The following is an 18,201-nucleotide window of genomic DNA, read 5'->3' as shown; positions in this document are numbered from 1 at the left end:
CATGAGCCACAAACTGCCCACCCTCGCCGTCGTCGGGGCCACCGGCGCCGTCGGCACGGTGATGCTCGACATCCTCAGCAACCGCCGCAACGTGTGGGGCGACATCCGGCTGGTCGCGTCCGCGCGCTCGGCCGGCCGCCGCCTGCTCGTCCGCGGTCAGGAGGTCGAGGTCGTCGCGCTCACCGAGGAGGCCTTCGACGGCGTCGACGTCGCCATGTTCGACGTGCCCGACGAGGTCTCCGCCTACTGGGCGCCCATCGCGGCGGCCCGGGGCGCGGTCGCGGTCGACAACTCCGGCGCGTTCCGGATGGACCCGGACGTGCCCCTGGTCGTCCCCGAGATCAACCCGGCGCAGATCCGCAACCGGCCCAAGGGCATCATCGCCAACGCCAACTGCACCACGCTGGCGATGATCGTGGCGATCGCCCCGCTGCACAACGCGTACGGCCTCAAGGAGCTGGTGCTGGCCTCGTACCAGGCCGTGTCCGGGGCCGGGCAGATCGGGGTGGACACCCTGCACGACCAGATCGCCAAGGTCGCGGGGGACCGGGTGCTCGGCACCCGGCCCGGCAACGTGCGGCACGCCGTCGGCGACGACCTGGGGCCGTTCGCCGCGCCGGTCGCGCTGAACGTGGTGCCGTTCGCAGGGTCCCTCAAGGACGGCGGCTGGTCCAGCGAAGAGCTGAAGATGCGCAACGAGTCCCGCAAGATCCTGGGGCTGCCGGATCTGAAGGTCAGCGCGACGTGTGTGCGCGTGCCGGTGGTCACCGGGCACTCGGTCGCGGTGCACGCGGTCTTCGGTTCCGAGGTCGACGCCATCGGGGCCCGTGAGGTGCTGCAGGGCGCGCCTGGCGTGATCGTCGTCGACGATCCGGCGGCAGGGGAGTTCCCGATGCCGATCGACGCCGTTGGCACCGATCCGTCGTGGGTCGGCCGGATCCGCCGCTCCGTCGACGACCCCCGTGCCCTCGACTTCTTCGTGACCGGCGACAACCTCCGCAAGGGCGCTGCCCTCAACACCGCCCAGATCGCCGAACTCCTCGCCGCCGACCTCTCCCGCTAGTTGTTGAAAGAAGGGCACCTTCTTAACGCTCCGCGTTGTAGAAGGTGCCCTTCTTGACGTCTGACCTGCGTTGAGCTGCGCCAACGCAGCGGCGAACCCGCGTGGCGGTCTGCTGCGGCGCTCGCGGCGGGTGGCGATTTTTGGATCTAGAAGAGTTGTGGTCGCCCCGGCGACCACAACTCTTCTAGATCCAGCGGTTTCAGGGTGGGTGGCTACGGGGCCAGGCGTACGCCGTTGCGGCCGTTCCGCTTCACGGCGTAGAGGGCCTGGTCGGCGCGGTACATCGCGGCTTCCGGCGGCTCCAGCTCGCCCTGGATCGCCACCCCGACGCTGATCGTGCGCCCGGTGGCCCGGGCCGCCGCGACGAGGCGCTCGGCGACCAGCAGCGCCTCGGCGGCACTGGGCACGTCGACCACGGCCACGAACTCGTCACCGCCGACTCGGAACAGCTCGTCGCCGAGCCGCAGCGCCTGCTGCAGCGCGCTGGACATCTGCACCAGCACCCGGTCGCCCGCGGCGTGGCCGAGCGTGTCGTTGACCGACTTGAACTGGTCGATGTCGATGGCGAGCAGCGCGGTCCGGCCGGGCGTCGCGTTGGCGAGGCGGTCGCCGAAGGGCCCGCCGTGCCCCAGGCCGGTCAGCGGGTCGGAGTTGGCCTGCAGGTGCAGCCGCCGCAGCGTGGTCAGCTTCTCCAGGCAGGTGCTGGCCTGCGCGGCCAGCAGCTCCAGCAGGTTCACCAGCGCGCTGTCGGGCACGATCGCGGTCTCGTCCAGCACCACCAGCGCGCCGACCGAGGAGGACACCACGGGCGTGCCGGCTCCGAGCGGTACGGCGATCATGGTGCGCACCCCGGCGGCGGTCAACGCCTCGAACCCGCGAGCGTCGAGCACCGCGGGATCACCGAGGGTGTACGAGGCGCCGTACCGGCAGGCCTCGTCGAGCAGCGCGGCGAGCCGGTCGGGGTCGATCTGCGCCAGCCGGGCGACCAGCGGCCGGTCCCGGGGCTCCGGGGAGCTGGCCGCGATGACCACCCGCAGCTCCTGCTCCTCGGGCAGCAGGTCCGGGGCGGGCCGCAGCAGCACGGCGGCAGCCAGGCCGGTCACCTCCCGTGCCGCGCGGCAGGCACGGACCAGCACGTCGGCGTCGGTCTCGGCGTTGGTGAGCGCGAGCGCGTGGCGCAGCAGCTGCTCACTGCGGGTCTCCGCGGGCGGTCCGCCGAGCTCGGACAGGCGCGCGCCGAGCAGCCGGCCGGCCTCGGTCAGGGTCTCCGCCCAACCGTCCAGCGGCTGCGCCTCGGCCCACTCGGCGTTGATCACGCCGACCGGGTGCCCGGTCCGGTCGATGATCGGCGCACAGATCTCGGACGTGATGGGCGGCCCGAGCCGGATGTAGTCCGGGTCGTTGGCGACGTCGAGGATGGTGACGGCCTTGCCGCTGGCGTACACCCGGCCGACCACGCCGTGCCCCAGCGGCACGGCGGAGAACACCTGCCAGGCTCCGCTCGCCGAGACGCACCGCAGCTGATCCTTCACATGCAGCAGCGCCTCGATCAGCGCGGGGGTGTGCCGGCTGAGCACGGAGACCGTGGCATTGCAGGCTTCCACCGCGCTGCGGGAGGTCCGCAGTGCTACGGAAACATCATCAATGATGCGAGGAAGGGGCACGGGGCAGAATTTCGCTCTTCGTCAGGGGTCAGGGGCCTTACGGCGGCCAAGCTTACTCACCGTAGGCGGGTTAAGCGGCCATTATGAAAATCGTTCGCCCGACGTGACCATCGGATGAGTGGGCATGCCTGCCCTGCTTACGGCCCATCGGGGCAGGTGACTCTCATCGCCGCGGCGCCGACGGGGACATCGATGCCCGCCGGGGGTGATCGCGAACTTCGGGCACGGTGTTCGGTAGTGGGTGATCGGTCACAGCGCGTCGATCCTCGCGTTCGACGATCTCGGTCACGTAGCGGTGCCCGCAGCGTAGAAGGGCGAAACCAGCCCAGGAGCCGCTCCCCGTCGGGGTTGTCGTATTCGCATTTCCCGCTCTGGCACGTGTCTAATACGCTGCGCGCGCGGCCCGCCGTGCGCGGATCGCTCCGACCGGACCGTCGCGGTCCGGTCGTCGGACAACGGGGAGGAACACATGGCTGCTGCGCGCCTTCGCGCAGTCTCACGCATCCTGGTCACCGCCACCGCGGCCACCGCACTGCTCGGCGCGGCGGCCGCGCCGGGCCTCGCCGCGGCAAAACCGAAGATCGATTTTTCGGGTATCGCGTTCGCGACCGACCAGGTCGACACCACCACCGGCGGCACGACGGTCACCCTGAACTGGACCGTGACCGACTCCTCGGCCACCGCCCGGAACCTCAGCGGCCGCATTTTCGTGCAGCGGTACAGCGGCGCCAGCGCGGTCGGCCCGGCCGAGGAGATCCGGTTCAGCCTCGACGGCGGCTGGCCGGTCGTCGGGCCGTACACGGGCGGGATCGCCAGTTCGTCGTACGCGCACGACTTCCTCGTGACCGAGTACGGCCCGGCCGCGCCGGTGACCTACCGCGTCACGAAGATCACTGCGACCGACGACCAGGGCACCACGCGGACCCTGTCCGGCGACCGGATCAGCCCGTCCGCCGTGCTGGCCGCGACCCAGAACCCCGACACCGCACCGCCGGTGGTCAACCAGATCTGGCTCGACTCGCCGACCAAGGAGCACGTCTACGACGCCGGCTCCGGCGCGACGCTGCGCTACGGCCTGTACGTCTTCGACGAGCCGGGCGCGGGCTTCTGGAAGGGCCGGATCGTTCTCGACGGTCCCGGCACCGCGGAGGTCGTCGCCCCGATCACCATGTCGTGGAGCGACCAGGGCGGCTACCTCTGCGGCGACATGCAGACCTGGGACCCCTGGTTCACCGAGTGCCACGTGCCGGTGACCCTGCCCGCGGGCAGCCCGACCGGCGAGTGGAAGGTCAAGGCTGTCACCGTGACCGACCGGGCCGGCAACACCAAGCGCTACACCGGTCTCGCCGCGCCCACCGTGCAGGTGACCCGCAACGAGGCGATCGTCGCCGGCGGGTTCGCGCTGACCCCGACGCAGGTGAACAACTGGCGGGAGCCGGGCAAGCCGACGCTGACGTTCACCGCGAGCGGTGTGCAGGGCACGCTGAACGCCACGGTCGCGACCACGGGCTGCTCCACCTGGAACCAGGTGCTGACCGAAGGGCCGGCGGGCACGTACTCCATGCCGGTGGTGATGAGCGAGCAGAACACCACCTGCACCGTCGACGGCATCCTGCTCACCGACGCGTCCGGCGCGGCGTCGGTGTACGGGGCCTACTACGGCGCGCCCGCGCTCGACCTGCGGGCCACCCGGGTGCCCGACACGTCCCGGCCGGTGGCGACCGCGGCGGCGCTGAGCCGCACCGAGGCCGCTCCGGGCGAGCTGTCCAACGGCATCAGCATCGCCGTCACCATCGACGATGTCACGCTCGCCCCGGTGACCGGGTTCTCGACCACCATCTACAACTCCCTCGGCCACTCCGTGGGCGGCGCGAACGGAGGCGTCCACGTGGGGGCCGACGGGAAGCTGTCGCTGCCGGTGTACTTCCGGGACCTGCCGGCGGGGACGTACACGGTGGGCTTCACGCTCAGCACCGCGGCGGGCAACAGCGCGAGCTGGGGCTATCCCAACGGTGGCGCTCCGGCGCCGTCCGGACCGCTGGTGTTCACCAGCCTGCCGGCGGCCTGACCTGCCACCACACTGCTGAACCGCGGCCCTTCCCGTTTCGGGAGGGGCCGCGCGGCGTATCCGGCCCCGGATACACCGAAGGCCCGGATCAGATCTCTCTGACCCGGGCCTTCTTTCGGTCGGGGTAGCCGGATTTGAACCGACGGCCTCTTCGTCCCGAACGAAGCGCGCTACCAAGCTGCGCTATACCCCGAAGCGGTGCTCCGAAATAGTAGCTGACCCGGTCCCCGGCTCCAAAACGGGTATCCCCCTCAGCGTGGGATGAGCGTCAGCAGGGTCGCCTCGGGGCGGCAGGCGAAGCGCACCGGGGCGGTCGGATGCGTGCCCAGCCCGGCCGAGACGTGCAGCCAGGCCCGGTCCCACCGGTGCAGGCCGCGGGCTAGCTTGCGGTCCAGCCCGCAGTTGGTGACCAGCGCCCCGACCCCAGGCACGCGCACCTGCCCGCCGTGGGTGTGCCCGGCCAGCAGCAGCTCGAACCCGTCTTCGGTGAACGCGTCGAGCACCCGGGGCTCCGGGGCGTGGCTGAGCGCGATGCGCACCGCGGCGGTCGGATCGGCGGGCCCGGCCGGGTAGGCGTCCAGGTCGATGTGGGGGTCGTCGACGCCGGCCAGGTCGACGACACGGCCGCCGGCCTTGAGCGTGGCGCGCTTGTTGTTGAGGTCGACCCAGCCCGCGTCGAGGAAGGCCGTGCGCAGGTCCTCGAAGGGCAGTTCGACGCCGTGTTCGTAGTCGCGGTCCTCGCGGAAGTAGCCGAAGGGGTTCTTCAGCACCGGGCCGCTGTAGTCGTTCGAGCCGAAGACGAACGCGCCGGGCAGTTCCAGCAGCGGCTCGTAGGCGGCGAGCACGCCGGGCACCGCGTCCGGGTGGGCCATGTTGTCGCCGGTCACCACGACCAGGTCGGGGTCGAGGCCGGCCAGCTCGCGCACCCAGCGCTGCTTGCGCCGCTGCTTCGGGGTCAGGTGCAGGTCGGACACGTGCAGCACGCGTAGCGGCTCGGCCTCGGGGGCGAGCAGCGGCACGTCGTACCGGCGCAGCGTGAACCAGTTGCGTTCGATGAGCGTGCCGTATGCCAGCGTGCCCGCGCCGACCACGACGGCGCCCAACGCGATTTTCCCGAGCGGACCCATGAGGCTAAGAGTAGTTTCATCGCCCGAGGGCAACACAGTGCCGTCGGAGTGCGGAGCACGGAGAGGTGGGTATGGGCACCCTGAAGGAGCGCCTGACCGAGGACATGCGCTCGGCCATGAAGGCGCGCGACGAGGTGGTGACGGGGACGCTGCGGATGGCGCTGGCGGCCGTCGGTGTGGCCGAGGTCGCCGGGAAGGCCAAGCGTGAGCTGAACGACGAGGAGGTGCTCGCGGTGCTCGCCAAGGAGGCGAAGAAGCGCCGGGAGGCCGAGGTCGCGTTCGCCGACGCGGGCCGCGCCGAGCAGGCCGCGAAGGAGCGGGCCGAGGAGGAGGTGCTCGCCCGGTACCTGCCGAAGCAGCTCACCGATGACGAGATCGCGCAGTTGGTGTCGCAGACGCTGGCTGCGGGTGGTTTCAGCGGCATGGGCTCGATGGGCCCGGCGATGAAGGCGGTGCAGGCCGCGGTGGCGGGCCGGGCCGAGGGTGGCAAGGTCTCCGCGGAGGTACGCCGCCAGCTGGCCGCCTGACGCCTGAGCCGACCAAAGGGCGAGGCCCCGTTCGCGATGTGCGAGCGGGGCCTCGTCTGCCGTGTGCGTCAGTTTCGTGGTGGCGGCGGCTGTCCGGGTCCGTTGCCGGGACCGTTGCCCGGCTTGGCGTCCTTGCCGTTGCTGACCTCGATCATGACGATGCCCTTTTTGATGGTCCGTCCGCTCGGCGTGGTGCCGGCGGCGGTGCCCTTCGGGCACTTGGAGTCGATCTGCTCCGTGTTGACCTCGACCTCGAAGCCCTTGGCGCGCAGGATGCTCCTGGCCTCGGCGATCGACTTGCACTCCACCGGCGGGATGGAGATCTGGTCGCCGTATGCGATCTTGCGGCTGGGCTTGGTGAAGGCGACGGCCGGCTTGTTCTTCATGTAGTCGCGCAGGGTCCGCTGCACGGCCGGGTTGACCACGTCGTGGCGCATGCCGGTGTCGAACGCCCAGTCGGGGTTGGTGAGGAAGCCCGAGACGGCCAGCTGCTTGGTGGACAGGGTCAGCGTCGCCGAGCGGTCCTTGTCGGTGGTGCCGGTCTTGCCGGTGATCGGCTTGTTGACGATCCGGCGGGAGTCGCGGTTGGTCGCGTGGCCGTTGCACTCGCGGAAGGCCGAGTCGTCGCCACCCGGGCAGCGTCCGGCGTCGACGGCCGCGCGGGCGATGTCCGGCGCGATGACCTGCTTGCAGCGCTTGTCGGCGACGGAGAGCTTGTTGCCCTTGATGTCGGTGATCGACTCCACGGGGGTCGGCTCGCAGTACAGGCCGTCGGCGACGAGGGTCGCGTACGCGTTGGCCAGCTGCAGCGGGGTGGTGGCCGAGACGCCGAGGGTGAACGCGCCCCACTGGCTGGCGTTGTTCGAGAGGCCGAGGTCGTCCTCGGTGGTGTTGGGCTCGTCGTGGAACGTGATGCCCATCTTCTTGGCCACGTTCACCACGTTCTGGACCCCGGCCATGATCGCCAGCGGGACGAAGAACGTGTTGACCGAGCTGCCGAAGCCGGTCCACATGTTCTGCACGGCGCCGCCACCGCCGGTGACGCAGTATTTGCCGCCGCAGTTGGCGTCGGGGCCGCTGACCGGGAAGTTGGTGATGAACTGCTTCTTGGTGGCGATGTTGGTCGCCAGCGGGTAGCCCTTCTCCAGGGCGGCGACGATCGTGAAGATCTTGAACGCGGAGCCGGCCTGGTAGCCGGTGAACCCGTCACCGCCGGTCATCAGCGGGTTGGTGGTGTTCGGGTAGGTGCCGCGGATGTTCTTGGCCTTCTTCTTCGGGTCCGAAGAGATCTTGTTCTGCGGCTTGGACTTGCTGTCGAGCTTGAAGTTGCGGTTGACCGCCAGTGCTCGCACCTTGCCGCTGCCCGGCTCGACCGCGGCGAGCATCAGCGCCTTGTCGTTGTTCACCGAGATCAGGTCGCCGATGTTCTTGTTGGCGGCGTTCTGGGCGAGCGGGTCCAGGGAGGTCACGACGCGGAAGCCGCCGGACTTGAGCTGGCGCTCGCGGTCGTACGGGGTCGCCCCGAAGACCTCCTGGTCGTTCCACCAGCGCTGGAAGTAGTCGCAGAAGAAGCCCCAGGCGTTCTTGGTGGCCTGCACGCAGCCGTTCGGGGTGATCTTGCCGACGACCTTCAGCTCCTCGGCCTTGGCCAGCGTGGCCTGCTGCTCGGTGAGCGCCCCGGTGCCCACCATCTCGCTCAGCACGTAGTCGCGGCGGTCCACGGCGAGCTTCTCGCCGGCGCGGGTCTCCACGTTGAAGTCACCGGGGAACTTCACCAGCGCGGCCAGGAACGCGGCCTCGGCGGCGGTCAGCGTCTTCGGCTCCTTGCCGAAGTAGACCTGCGACGCGGCGTAGATGCCGTATGCCCGGTTACCGAAGTATGCGGTGTTGAGGTAGCCCTCGAGGATCTGCTCCTTGGTCATCCGCTGCTCGATGGCCATCGCGTAGCGCATCTCGCGGACCTTGCGCTTGGTGGTGTCCTCGGTGGCGTCGACGACCTCCTGCGCGGTGTCGGCCGAGTACGAGATGGAGAGCCGGACGAACTGCATGGTCAGCGTCGAGGCGCCCTGCTGCACGTCGCCGGCCTGCTTGTTGGCCACGAAGGCGCGGGCGATGCCCATCACGTCGACGCCGTTGTGCTCGTAGAACTTCTGGTCCTCGGCGGCGAGGATGGCCTGCTGGACGATCTTGGGGATCTCCGCGATCGGCAGGTCGCGCCGGTTCTCGTCGTACATGGTGGCGATCAGCGTCTTGCCGTCGTTGGCGTAGACGTAGCTGATCTGGGGGGAGCGCTTGACGACCAGCTCGTCGGGGAGCTGACCGAAGGCTTCACCGCCCGCCTTGGCGGCCAGACCGGACAGTGCCACCGCGGGGAATGCGGCAGCGGCCACCACCACGCCGGCTAGCAAGCCGCAAATCAACAGAGATGCGGCGTTGGCCAGTATGTTGTGGTCGCGCTTTCGCATCAGGGTCACCGCCTCAGGTTACGTGAGCAGGTTTCGGTGTCGCGTGCCGCACCATACCGGGTCAGGCTGCATGGACAGGCGCCTGACAGATCGGCCCCCGCCTCGCCCGCAACCGTCCCGGGCATGTCTTCGTTGTCCAAGACGCACGACCCCTGGCGTGTGGTTGCGTCGCCCCGGTCACGAGATGTCCCCCCGGACGTCGTGGCCGCACCGTTACTCGCATCTCGACGCTCCGCCGCGGGCCGCCGGACCCCCGTCCCGGCCCGCGGGCGGGCGTCACCCTGCGGCGCGCGTACGCACTGCTCAGGCACTGTTCAGCGCGGTTAAAGACCTTTTTCCGCCATTTTGGCTGACAACGTTGCGTAATCGTCTGACTACGGAGCATGATGGGCGGGCGAGTAACGCACACCGTTCGCGTCGGTTCGGGGGAACCATCGGGGGGATGTGCCCTGCTCAACGACCCTAAAGGTCGGTGGAGTCGGGCAAGTCGCGAGCGGTGAGGGGAACGTCAGGGGGGACGTGGACACATGGGCATGGTCAACGATTGGCCCAGTCTCGCGGCGTGCCGGAACGGAGATCCGGACGCGCTGTTCGTTCAGGGCGCGGAGCAGAACATCGCCAAGAGAGTCTGTCGCGGCTGCCCGGTGCGGTACGAGTGCCTGGCGGACGCACTCGACAACCGCATCGAGTTCGGCGTCTGGGGCGGCATGACCGAGCGGGAGCGCCGCGCACTGCTGCGCCGGCACCCGCACGTGGCGAGCTGGAAGCGCGCCTTCGAGGTCGCCATGCAGGAGCAGGACCGCCGGGAGCTGGTCCGGGCCTGACTGATAGCACCCATCTCATCATCGAAGGGCCGTTTTCGCCGTATCGGCGGGAACGGCCCTTCGGTTACCCGGTGTGACTCATTCGGCCCGTTCGGCCAGTGCCGCGCCGATCGCCCGAAGACCGGCGAGGTCGTGCACGTCGGTCGGCTGGGCCGGCACGTACGCCACCGGCACCTGCGGGAACTCGTCGGTGAACCCGGTCGAGACCTCGGTCTCCCGGGCCACCTGGCGCATCAGCAGCGCGTGCACCTGCAGCGCCTGGGCGGTCAGCGCGTGCTCCGCGTGCTCGGCGGACAGTTTCTCGGCCGCCTCCGCGCTGTCGGCCGCCGACAGCTCCGGCAGCTCGGACCGGTGCACCCGGTTGAGCACCAGCCCGGCCAGTGGCATACGTTCCGCGCCGAGCCGCTCGGCGAAGTAGGCGGCCTCGCGGACCGCGTCCGGTTCCGGCGCGGCGACCACCAGGAACGCGGTCTGCGGATCCTGCAGCACGCGGTAGGTCCGGTCGGCCCGCTCCCGGAAGCCGCCGAACGTCGAGTCCAGGGCCGACACGAAGCCGGACAGGTCGGTCAGCAGCTGCGCGCCGAGGATCTTCTGCACCGCCTTGGAGAACACTCCGAACGAGGCGGTGACCAGGTTGAACATGCTCTTGCCGCCGGCCCGCGCGGGCACCATCAGCAGGCGCAGCATCTTGCCGTCCAGGAAGCGGCCCAGCCGGGCGGGCGCGTCCAGGAAGTCCAGTGCCGATCGGGACGGCGGGGTGTCCACCACGATGAGGTCCCACCGGTCGGTGGCGCGCAGCTGGCTCAGCTTCTCCATCGCCATGTACTCCTGCGTGCCGGAGAACGTGGAGCTCATGGCCTGGTAGAAGGGGTTCGTGAAGATCTCCTTCGCCCGCTCCGGCGCGGTGTGGGTGAGCACGACCTCGTCGAAGGTGCGCTTCATGTCCAGCATCATCGCGTGCAGGTCGCCGTCGCCGGACAGCCCTTCCACCGGGCGCGGGGTGTTGTCGAGCTCGGTCAGGCCGAGGGACTGGGCCAGCCGCCGGGCCGGGTCGATGGTCAGCACGACGGTCTTACGGCCGTGCTCCTCGGCTGCTCGCAGCGCCAGCGCCGCGGCGGTGGTCGTCTTGCCGACCCCGCCCGACCCGCAGCAGACCACGATGCGTACGCCGGGGTCGGCCAGCAGGGCGTCCACGTCGAGCATGTGCTCAGCCTAAGGGGCGGGGCGCAGCAGCCCGGCGAGGTGGCGTACACCGGCCAGGTCCACCCCGTCCGGCAGCAGCGGCAACTCGACCACCGGCCGGCCCAGGGTCGCCAGCTCGCCGCGCAGCTCCTCCTCCAGCGCGCGCCGGGCCTGGTGGTCGCGCGACTCGTCGAGCAGGGCGGTCACCGTACGCCGGTCGGTCGGCAGCCCCGCCGCGGCCAGCCCGCGCTTGAGCTCGGCCTGAGTGACCCTGCCGTCGTCGAGCAGCGGCGGGCGGGCGCAATTCACAATGATCTTTCCCACACTGATGTTGAGCGCGGACAGCTCACGCAGCGCGTCGGCGGTCTCCTGCACCGGCATCTCCTCCAGCAGGGTGACCAGGTGCACCGAGGTCATCGGCGAGCGCAGCAGCGCGGCCACGCCCTCGCTCTGCGACTTGATCGGCCCGAGTTTGGCCAGCCGCGCCGCCTCGGCGGTGACGTTGAGGAAGCGCCCGATCCGGCCGGTGGGCGGGGCGTCGAGCACCACCGAGCGGTACACCCGGCGGCCGCTGTCGTCGGTGCGGGTGGTCGCCTCCTTCACCTTGCCGGTGAGCAGGATGTCGCGCAGGCCCGGAGCGACCGTGGTGGCGAAGTCGATCGCGCCCAGCTTGCGCAGCGCCCGCCCGGCCGCGCCCATCCGGTAGAAGAGCTCCAGATATTCCAGCAGCGCCTCCTCGGGGTCGACGGCGAGCAGCCGTACATCGACCCCGGCGTCGCCGAGCCGGCGCTCGGCGTACGGCAGCGGCTCCAGCTCGAACAGCTGGGCCAGGCCCTGCCGACCCTCGACCTCCACCAGCAGCGTGCGCTGCCCGCCCGCGGCCAGCGCGAACGCCAGCGCGGCGGCCACGGTGGTCTTGCCCACGCCGCCCTTGCCGGTGACCACATGCAGACGGGCCGGCCAGGCGGTGTCGTGTGCACCGCGGCCGGCCGGCCCGTCGTTACCGTCGTTCAGCACCCCTCGATGGTGCCAGGTGGCTACTTCACCTCGCAGACGAACCAGCCCTCGTGCTTGACGAGAGTCAATGTGAGCTTCTGCTCGGACATCTTCTCGTCGCTGGTGACCAGCTTGACGGTGACCTCGGCGGTCGCCTGGGTGGCCGTCTCACCGGAGATCTTCGGGGTCTCCCAGGTGAAGCTCGGGCCCTTGAGCTGGGACGTCTGGGACTTGATCTCGGCGATCTTCGCGTCGATGTCCTTGCGGTCGCGGGCGTCACCGCAGACCAGCTTCTCGGCCGCGGCGGCGTCGCCGTTGTTCTTGTAGATGGCGGTGAGGAAGCTCTGCGTCGCGTCCTTGGCGCTCGCCGCGCCGACGCCCTCGGTGTTGCGGGTCAGCAGCACGTACGCACCGATGCCGCCGCCGCACAGCAGCAGGAGCACACCGAGCACGATACCGATGACCAGCGGCGCCTTGCTCTTCTTGACCGGCGCGGCCGGCACGCCGGGGGCGCCGGGGTAGGTCATGCCCGGGTACGCCGGCTGGCCGGACACCGGGTAGGCGGGCTGTCCCGAGGTCGGGTAGGCGGGCTGCCCGGACGTCGGGTAGGCGGGCTGTCCCGAGGTCGGGTACGCGGCCTGGCCGGTGGCCGGGTAACCGGGCTGCGCCGGGTATGCGGGCTGGCCGGACACCGGGTAGCCGGCCTGCGGCGCGGTCGGGTACGCGGCGGTCGGCGGCGTGGGGTACGCGGGGGTGCCCGAGACCGGGGCGGGGGCGCCGGACACCGGCGGAGCCGGCGGGTTCTCGGCGATCGGCAGCGTGGCCGGCGGCGTGGTGGCCGGCTCCGGCTCGGTGGGCGGCAGCGGCACGGCGGGCTGCGGCGTCGTCGGCGGCGTGACCGTCGCCGAGGCGAACGGGTCCGCCGGCGGCGGGTACGCGGGCTGCGTCGGCTGCGGCGTCGTAGGCTGCTGTTCGTCGTGCGGCTGGGTCATGCGATCTCCCCTGGTCTGTTTTACGAGGCCGCGACACTCAGCTGCCCCCGCGGCGGCTCAGCTTAACCGCACCTCGCACCCTGTCGCAGCAGGGATCGACCAGCGGATCTTCCCGGCACGTTAGGTTATGCCCATGACGAAGTGGGAGTACGTCACCGTGCCTCTGCTGGTCCACGCGACCAAGCAGATCCTCGACAACTGGGGCGCCGACGGCTGGGAGCTGGTCCAGGTCGTGCCCGGCCCCAACCCCGAGCAGCTGGTGGCCTACCTGAAGCGGCCGAAGTCCGCCTGAGCACAACCCCGCGGACACCGCGGTGAAGGAGACAAAGATGTCTGACCCGTACGAAAAGCTCGCTGAGCTGGGCCTGAAGCTGCCCGAGGTGGTCCCGCCGGTGGCGGCGTACGTGCCGGCACTGCGGTCCGGCGACCACGTGTACGTCTCCGGCCAGCTGCCCATGGCCGACGGCAAGCTGCTGGCCACCGGCAAGGTCGGTGCCGAGATCAGCGCCGAGCAGGCGAAAGAGCTGGCCGCCCGATGTGCTCTCAACGGCCTGGCCGCACTTGAATGGCTGGTCGGCCTGGACAAGGTCGTCCGAATCGTCAAGGTGGTGGGCTTCGTGGCCTCCGCCCCCGGCTTCACCGGCCAGCCCGGCGTCATCAACGGTGCTTCCGAGCTGTTCGGCGCGGTCTTCGGCGAGGCCGGCAAGCACGCCCGCAGCGCCGTCGGCGTCGGGGAGCTGCCGCTGGGCTCCCCGGTCGAGGTGGAGCTGATCGCCGAGGTCCGCGACTGACCTCGCCCTCGGCGGGGTTGCCGCGGCCGCCCCGTTTTTCATAGACGTTGGCCTATCACATCGACTCCGTGTGCGTAGAAGTCGATGTGATAGGCCAACGTCGATAAAAGGCCCGGGCGGGGAAAGTCGTGCCGCGCGACCCGAGGCGACGCGCCCCGGGCTCAGTAGAGTTCTCGGCATGACGGCGCGGCTGACCTCGGAACTCCTCCCGGGCTGGGTGACCTGGCTGCGGGCACCCAACCCCGGCCCGATGACCCTCGACGGCACCAACACCTGGCTGCTCGACGACGGCACCGTCATCGACCCCGGCCCCGACGACCTCGCCCACCTGGAGGCGATCATCGAGGCGGGCCCGCCGATCCGGCGCATCCTCTTCACCCACGGCCATCCCGACCACGTCGACGGCGTCACCACGCTGCTCGCGCTCACCGGCGCGACCGTCGGCGAGGTTCCGGACTGGATCACCGAGCTGGGCACCCCCGGGCACACCACGGACTCGGTCTGCTTCGTCGCCGAACGGGACGGGCAGCGCGTCGTCTTCACCGGCGACACCATCCTCGGCCGCGGCAGCAGCGTGGTGGCCTGGCCCGACGGCGATGTCGGGGCCTACCTGGCGAGCCTGGACCTGCTCGCGGGATACCCGGTGCCCGGCCTGCCGGGGCACGGGCCCGCGCTGCCGAACACCGCGGTCGCCGCGGCCTGGCTGCGCGCCCACCGGCTGGAGCGCCTGGACCAGGTGCGGGACGCGCTCAAGCAGGGCGCGAGCACCCCCGAGGACGTGGTGAACATCGTGTACGCCGACGTCGACCCGAGCCTGCGGTTCGCGGCCGAGTGGACCGTGCGGGCACAACTGGCGTACCTCGAAACGTTGAGCGAGCTGTGAAGCTGTCATGACCTGTCCTGTCTGCGGGACCGTCCCGGTGCCGGCGGCCCGCTTCTGCCACCACTGCGGGGCGGCCCTGCCCGCGGCGGCGACGCTGCCCGCCACCGAGCGCCGTGTCGTCACGGTGCTCTTCGGCGACCTCTCCGACTTCACCTCGTGGTCGGAGGAGCTGGACCCGGAGCGGGTCGGCGCGGTCACCGACCGGGTGCTGTCGGCGCTGGCGGGCGCGGTGAAGACGTTCGGCGGGCACGTGGACAAGCTGACCGGCGACGGCATCATGGCCGTCTTCGGGGCGCCGGTGGCGCACGAGGACGACGCCGAGCGGGCGGTGCGCGCCGCGCTGTCGATGCAGCGCGCGGTGCGCCGGGTGCTCGACGACGAGCGCGGCGGCGGTGCGCCGACCGGGCTGCGGCTGGGGCTGAACACCGGGCCGGTGGTCGCGGGTGTGCAGGCCGGGCTGGAATACACGGTCATCGGCGACACCGTGAACACCGCCGCCCGGCTGGCCGACGCGGCCGCGGTCGGCGCGGTCTACGCGGGGGCGCGCACGGTCGCCGCGACCGGGTCCGTGGCGGGCTGGCGCAACCTGCGTCCGCTGCGGCTCAAGGGCAAGCGTGAACCGGTCGAGACGTACGAGCTGCTGGGCCTGCACGACGCCCGGGGCAGCCGGGCGGGGCTGGGCGAGGAGGGCCCGTTCGTGGGCCGCGAGCCGGAGCTGGGCCGGGTCGCCGGCCGCCTGGCCGAGGTCGTCGACCGGGACGAGCCCCGGGTGCTGGTGTTCACGGCCGAGGCCGGCATCGGCAAGACGCGGTTCGCGTCCGAGGTGGAACGCTTCGCCAACGGGTACGAGGTCAGCGCGGGCCGCTTCGCGGCGCGTACCCAGGCGCGGGTGCTGTCGGTGCGCTGCGCCGCGTACGGCGAACGCCGCCGCCTCGCGCCACTGTCCGACCTGGTGAAACTGGCCATCGGCCTGCCCGCCGACAGTGCCACCGCGGTCACCCGGCAGGTCGCCGAGGAGCGGCTGCGCCGCCTGACCACCCGGCTGACCCAGCGCAGCGAGCCCGGCAAGCCGGTCAGCGTGGACGTCGACGCGCTGCTGTCGCTGCTCGGCTACGCCGACCCGAACGAGCTGGCCCAGTGGCACGGCCTGTCCGGCGACGACCCCGAACAGCCCGGCCGGGAGACCGCCACGCTCGCGGTCGCCGTGGCGCGGCTGCTGGACGCGCTGGCCACCGAGTCCCCGCTGGTCGTGATCGTGGACGACCTGCACGACGGCACCCCGGAGACCCTGGACGCGCTCGGCTTCACGCTGGAGGAGCTGACCGGGCCGGTGCTGGTGCTGCTGCTGGGCCGCCCCGAGCTGGTGCGCCGGGCCGGGCAGCTCACCCGCGTCGCCGACGCCGAGGCCAACACGCTGCCGCCGCTGCGCGGTGCGGACGCGGCGCGGCTGCTCACCGCATACCTCAAGGGCGGCAGGCTGCCGCAGGCCGACGAGGACCGGCTGCTCACCACCGCCCAGGGCAACCCGTTCTACCTGGCCGAGCTGACCACGCTGCTGATGGAGCGCGGCGCGCTGACCAAGGCCGGCGCGCAGTGGCGGCTCACCCCGGGTTCGCTGGGCAACCAGCTGCTGTCCCGGGACCTGGCCGCGGTGCTCGCCGCGCGCATCGACGCGCTGCCCGTCGAGGCCCGTGCGGTGCTGCGCGACGCGGCCGTGGTCGGCGACACCGTGCCGACCGGCGCGCTCGAAGCACTGCGCGAACGCCGCTCCGGCCGGGACGGCCGGCCCGCCGCCGTGGTCGCCGTCGAGCTGGAGCGGGCCGTCGACGAGCTGCTGCAGCGCCGCATGCTGCGCCGGGTGCGGGGCGGGTTCGCGTTCGCCACCCCGCTGCTGCGCGAGGCCGCGTACGGCGGCGTCGGCAAGGCCGACCTCGCCGACCGGCACGCGTTCCTGGCCCGGTGGGCCGCGCCCGGCGAACCCCCGGTGCAGGTGTCCTCGGGTCGCACCGTGCCGGGCCTGACCGGGGTCGACGAGGCGATGCGCGACGCCTTCGTGGCCGAGCACGCCGAACGCGCCACCCGCCTGGCCGACGCGGTGCGGCTGCGCCCGGACGTGGCCGCCCGCCAGGTCGCCCCGCTGGGCGTGGCCGCGCTGGACCTGGCCGCGCGCCGGGCGGGGCAGTCCGGCGAGCCCGCCGAGGCCGTCGGCTACGGCGAGCGCGCCGCGCGGCTGGCCCCCGGGGCGCTGCCGCTGCCCGACCGGCTGGTGCACGCCCGCTCGCTGCTGCAGTACGGCCGGATCGCCGAGGCTTTGCACGACGCCGAGAAGCTGGTCGCCGACTCCGCCGACGATCCGCGCACCCGGGCCGGGGCGCTGCTGCTGGCGGGCCGGGCGCAGGTGGCGCAGGGCGACCCGCGCCACGCGTACCGGCTCTGGTCGGAGGCGCTGACCACGTCCACGGACGCCGAACTGCCCGGCGAGCGGGCCGAGGCGATGCGCCGGCTGGGCATGGCCGACTTCCTGGGCGGGCGGCTGGGCGACGCGTCCAGCCGGTTCGCCGGGGCGTACCAGATCGCGGTCACCGCCGGCGACCGCAAGTCGCAGGCCTGGTCGCTGCAGAACCTGGCCTGGGTGACCACCACCCGCGGCGACTTCGCCGGAGCGGACGCGGCACTGGCCCGCGCCGCCCGGCTGTTCGCCGAGGCCAAGGACCCGGTTGGGCGGGCCTGGCTGCGCGGCACCTCCGCGTTCACCCGGCTGCTGTCGGGCCGGCTCACCGAGGCGCTGCGCCTGGCGCATGTGTTCCTGCCGTTCGGGGAGCGAGTCGGCGAGGCGTGGGCGGTCGGCACGCTGCGCGCGGTCGCCGCGTTCGCCGCCGCCGAGCTCGGCGAGCTGGGCGAGGCCGACCGGGAGGCGCGCCGGGCCTACCGCGACTTCGCCGCCGCCAAGGACGTCTGGGGGCGCGGCTTCGCGTTGGTCGCCCGGGGCGTCGTGGCGCGCGGGCTGGGGGAGTACGGCCACGCCGAGGACCTGCTCGGGGAGGCGCTGGAGGAGGGCGAGAAGGTCGGGCACCCGCTGCTGGTCGGCATGGCCGGCACGGTCCGCGGCTTCGTGGCGCTGGACCGGGGCGACTTCGAGGCCGCCGAGCTGGACGCCCGCTCGGTGCTGACCATGGTGTCGCCGTACGGGGTGCTCGACCCGGCCCGGGTCGGCCCGCGAGCGCTGCTGGGCGCGTCCCGGCTGGCCGCGGGCGACACCGCGATGGCGATCCGGCTGCTCGCCCCGATCGCGACCGCGCCGCACGCGCCGTCCATGCTCTACTCCCGCCGCCAGGGCGTCGCCCTGTACGCGGACGCGCTGCTGGCCGCCGGGCGGGTCGAGGAGGCGCTGGCCGCCGCGGAACTGGCCGAGGAGCTGCCCGCGGTGGACGTGCGCAGCCTGGTGCGCTCGGCGGTCTCTCACGCCCGTGCGCTGTCCGCCGCGGGGCAGGACGAATCGGCGCTGGTCACGGCCGAGCGGGCGCGGGCGCTGGCGGACGGCACGCAGCAGACGAGCGAGCGTGCCGTTGCATTGGCGACATGGGGTGCCGTGACGTCGGGGCGAGGCGCTACCGTCTAG

General features: G+C 71.8%; 14 protein-coding genes and 1 tRNA gene. 8 read left to right on the top strand and 7 right to left on the bottom strand.

Features of this window, described 5'->3' with window-relative positions; genetic code table 11:
* Window position 1: 1 nt before the first annotated feature.
* The gene (locus ACFQO7_RS14360; RefSeq protein WP_360523860.1) at window positions 2–1,063 is read left to right on the top strand and encodes an aspartate-semialdehyde dehydrogenase; all 1,062 of its coding nucleotides are present in this window, start codon (window positions 2–4) and stop codon (window positions 1,061–1,063) included.
* A gap of 212 nt (window positions 1,064–1,275) precedes the next feature.
* On the opposite strand, the gene ACFQO7_RS14355 is transcribed toward ACFQO7_RS14360, so the two are convergent.
* Window positions 1,276–2,727, bottom strand: coding sequence for a diguanylate cyclase (locus tag ACFQO7_RS14355; RefSeq protein ID WP_417281899.1), 1,452 nt, complete (start codon window positions 2,725–2,727; stop codon window positions 1,276–1,278).
* Window positions 2,728–3,196: 469 nt separating this feature from the next.
* On the opposite strand from ACFQO7_RS14355, the gene ACFQO7_RS14350 reads away from it, so the two are divergent.
* Window positions 3,197–4,795 carry a hypothetical protein gene (locus ACFQO7_RS14350; protein WP_376806800.1) on the top strand — a complete coding sequence of 533 codons (1,599 nt, stop codon included), beginning with the start codon at window positions 3,197–3,199 and terminating at the stop codon, window positions 4,793–4,795.
* Between the two features lie 119 nt (window positions 4,796–4,914).
* Here ACFQO7_RS14350 and ACFQO7_RS14345 read toward each other — a convergent pair.
* Window positions 4,915–4,988, bottom strand: a tRNA-Pro gene (locus tag ACFQO7_RS14345).
* Between the two features lie 58 nt (window positions 4,989–5,046).
* Window positions 5,047–5,922 (bottom strand): metallophosphoesterase, encoded by an 876-nt coding sequence (locus ACFQO7_RS14340; RefSeq protein WP_360523876.1) that lies wholly within the window; start codon window positions 5,920–5,922, stop codon window positions 5,047–5,049.
* A 71-nt stretch (window positions 5,923–5,993) separates the two neighbouring features.
* Here ACFQO7_RS14340 and ACFQO7_RS14335 point away from each other — a divergent pair, with 71 nt between their 5' ends.
* The gene (locus ACFQO7_RS14335; protein WP_360523879.1) at window positions 5,994–6,449 is read left to right on the top strand and encodes a GatB/YqeY domain-containing protein; all 456 of its coding nucleotides are present in this window, start codon (window positions 5,994–5,996) and stop codon (window positions 6,447–6,449) included.
* A 68-nt stretch (window positions 6,450–6,517) separates the two neighbouring features.
* On the opposite strand, the gene ACFQO7_RS14330 is transcribed toward ACFQO7_RS14335, so the two are convergent.
* Window positions 6,518–8,914 (bottom strand): transglycosylase domain-containing protein, encoded by a 2,397-nt coding sequence (locus ACFQO7_RS14330; RefSeq protein WP_376806860.1) that lies wholly within the window; start codon window positions 8,912–8,914, stop codon window positions 6,518–6,520.
* A gap of 527 nt (window positions 8,915–9,441) precedes the next feature.
* Between ACFQO7_RS14330 and ACFQO7_RS14325 the strand changes: the two genes are divergently transcribed.
* Entirely contained in the window at window positions 9,442–9,738 is a 297-nt protein-coding gene (locus ACFQO7_RS14325) for a WhiB family transcriptional regulator (RefSeq protein ID WP_203699140.1), read from the top strand.
* A gap of 78 nt (window positions 9,739–9,816) precedes the next feature.
* On the opposite strand, the gene bagB is transcribed toward ACFQO7_RS14325, so the two are convergent.
* From bagB to ACFQO7_RS14310, 3 genes are read right to left on the bottom strand one after another with little or no spacing between them, the layout of a single operon-like run.
* A complete protein-coding gene (gene bagB, locus ACFQO7_RS14320; protein WP_376806799.1) occupies window positions 9,817–10,941 on the bottom strand; it encodes an ArsA family ATPase in 1,125 nt (374 codons plus the stop codon).
* Between the two features lie 9 nt (window positions 10,942–10,950).
* Window positions 10,951–11,934, bottom strand: a complete 984-nt coding sequence (gene bagA, locus ACFQO7_RS14315) for an ATPase BagA (protein WP_360524164.1) — start codon at window positions 11,932–11,934, stop codon at window positions 10,951–10,953.
* 23 nt (window positions 11,935–11,957) lie between these two features.
* Window positions 11,958–12,908, bottom strand: a complete 951-nt coding sequence (locus ACFQO7_RS14310; RefSeq protein WP_376806798.1) for an Rv0361 family membrane protein — start codon at window positions 12,906–12,908, stop codon at window positions 11,958–11,960.
* A gap of 133 nt (window positions 12,909–13,041) precedes the next feature.
* On the opposite strand from ACFQO7_RS14310, the gene ACFQO7_RS14305 reads away from it, so the two are divergent.
* The 4 genes from ACFQO7_RS14305 (at window position 13,042) to ACFQO7_RS14290 (ending at window position 18,201) form a co-directional block, all read left to right on the top strand.
* The gene (locus ACFQO7_RS14305; RefSeq protein ID WP_120317449.1) at window positions 13,042–13,200 is read left to right on the top strand and encodes a DUF4177 domain-containing protein; all 159 of its coding nucleotides are present in this window, start codon (window positions 13,042–13,044) and stop codon (window positions 13,198–13,200) included.
* Window positions 13,201–13,237: 37 nt separating this feature from the next.
* Window positions 13,238–13,699 carry a RidA family protein gene (locus ACFQO7_RS14300; protein WP_360523891.1) on the top strand — a complete coding sequence of 154 codons (462 nt, stop codon included), beginning with the start codon at window positions 13,238–13,240 and terminating at the stop codon, window positions 13,697–13,699.
* A gap of 178 nt (window positions 13,700–13,877) precedes the next feature.
* On the top strand, window positions 13,878–14,582 hold the full coding sequence (locus tag ACFQO7_RS14295) for an MBL fold metallo-hydrolase (protein WP_376806797.1): 705 nt from the start codon (window positions 13,878–13,880) through the stop codon (window positions 14,580–14,582).
* 7 nt (window positions 14,583–14,589) lie between these two features.
* Complete coding sequence (locus tag ACFQO7_RS14290; protein ID WP_376806796.1) at window positions 14,590–18,201, top strand: adenylate/guanylate cyclase domain-containing protein; 3,612 nt, start codon at window positions 14,590–14,592, stop codon at window positions 18,199–18,201.

The organism is Catellatospora aurea (assembly GCF_042663325.1).
Lineage (GTDB): Bacteria > Actinomycetota > Actinomycetes > Mycobacteriales > Micromonosporaceae > Catellatospora > Catellatospora aurea.
This window is presented reverse-complemented; position numbering and strand designations above follow the sequence as displayed.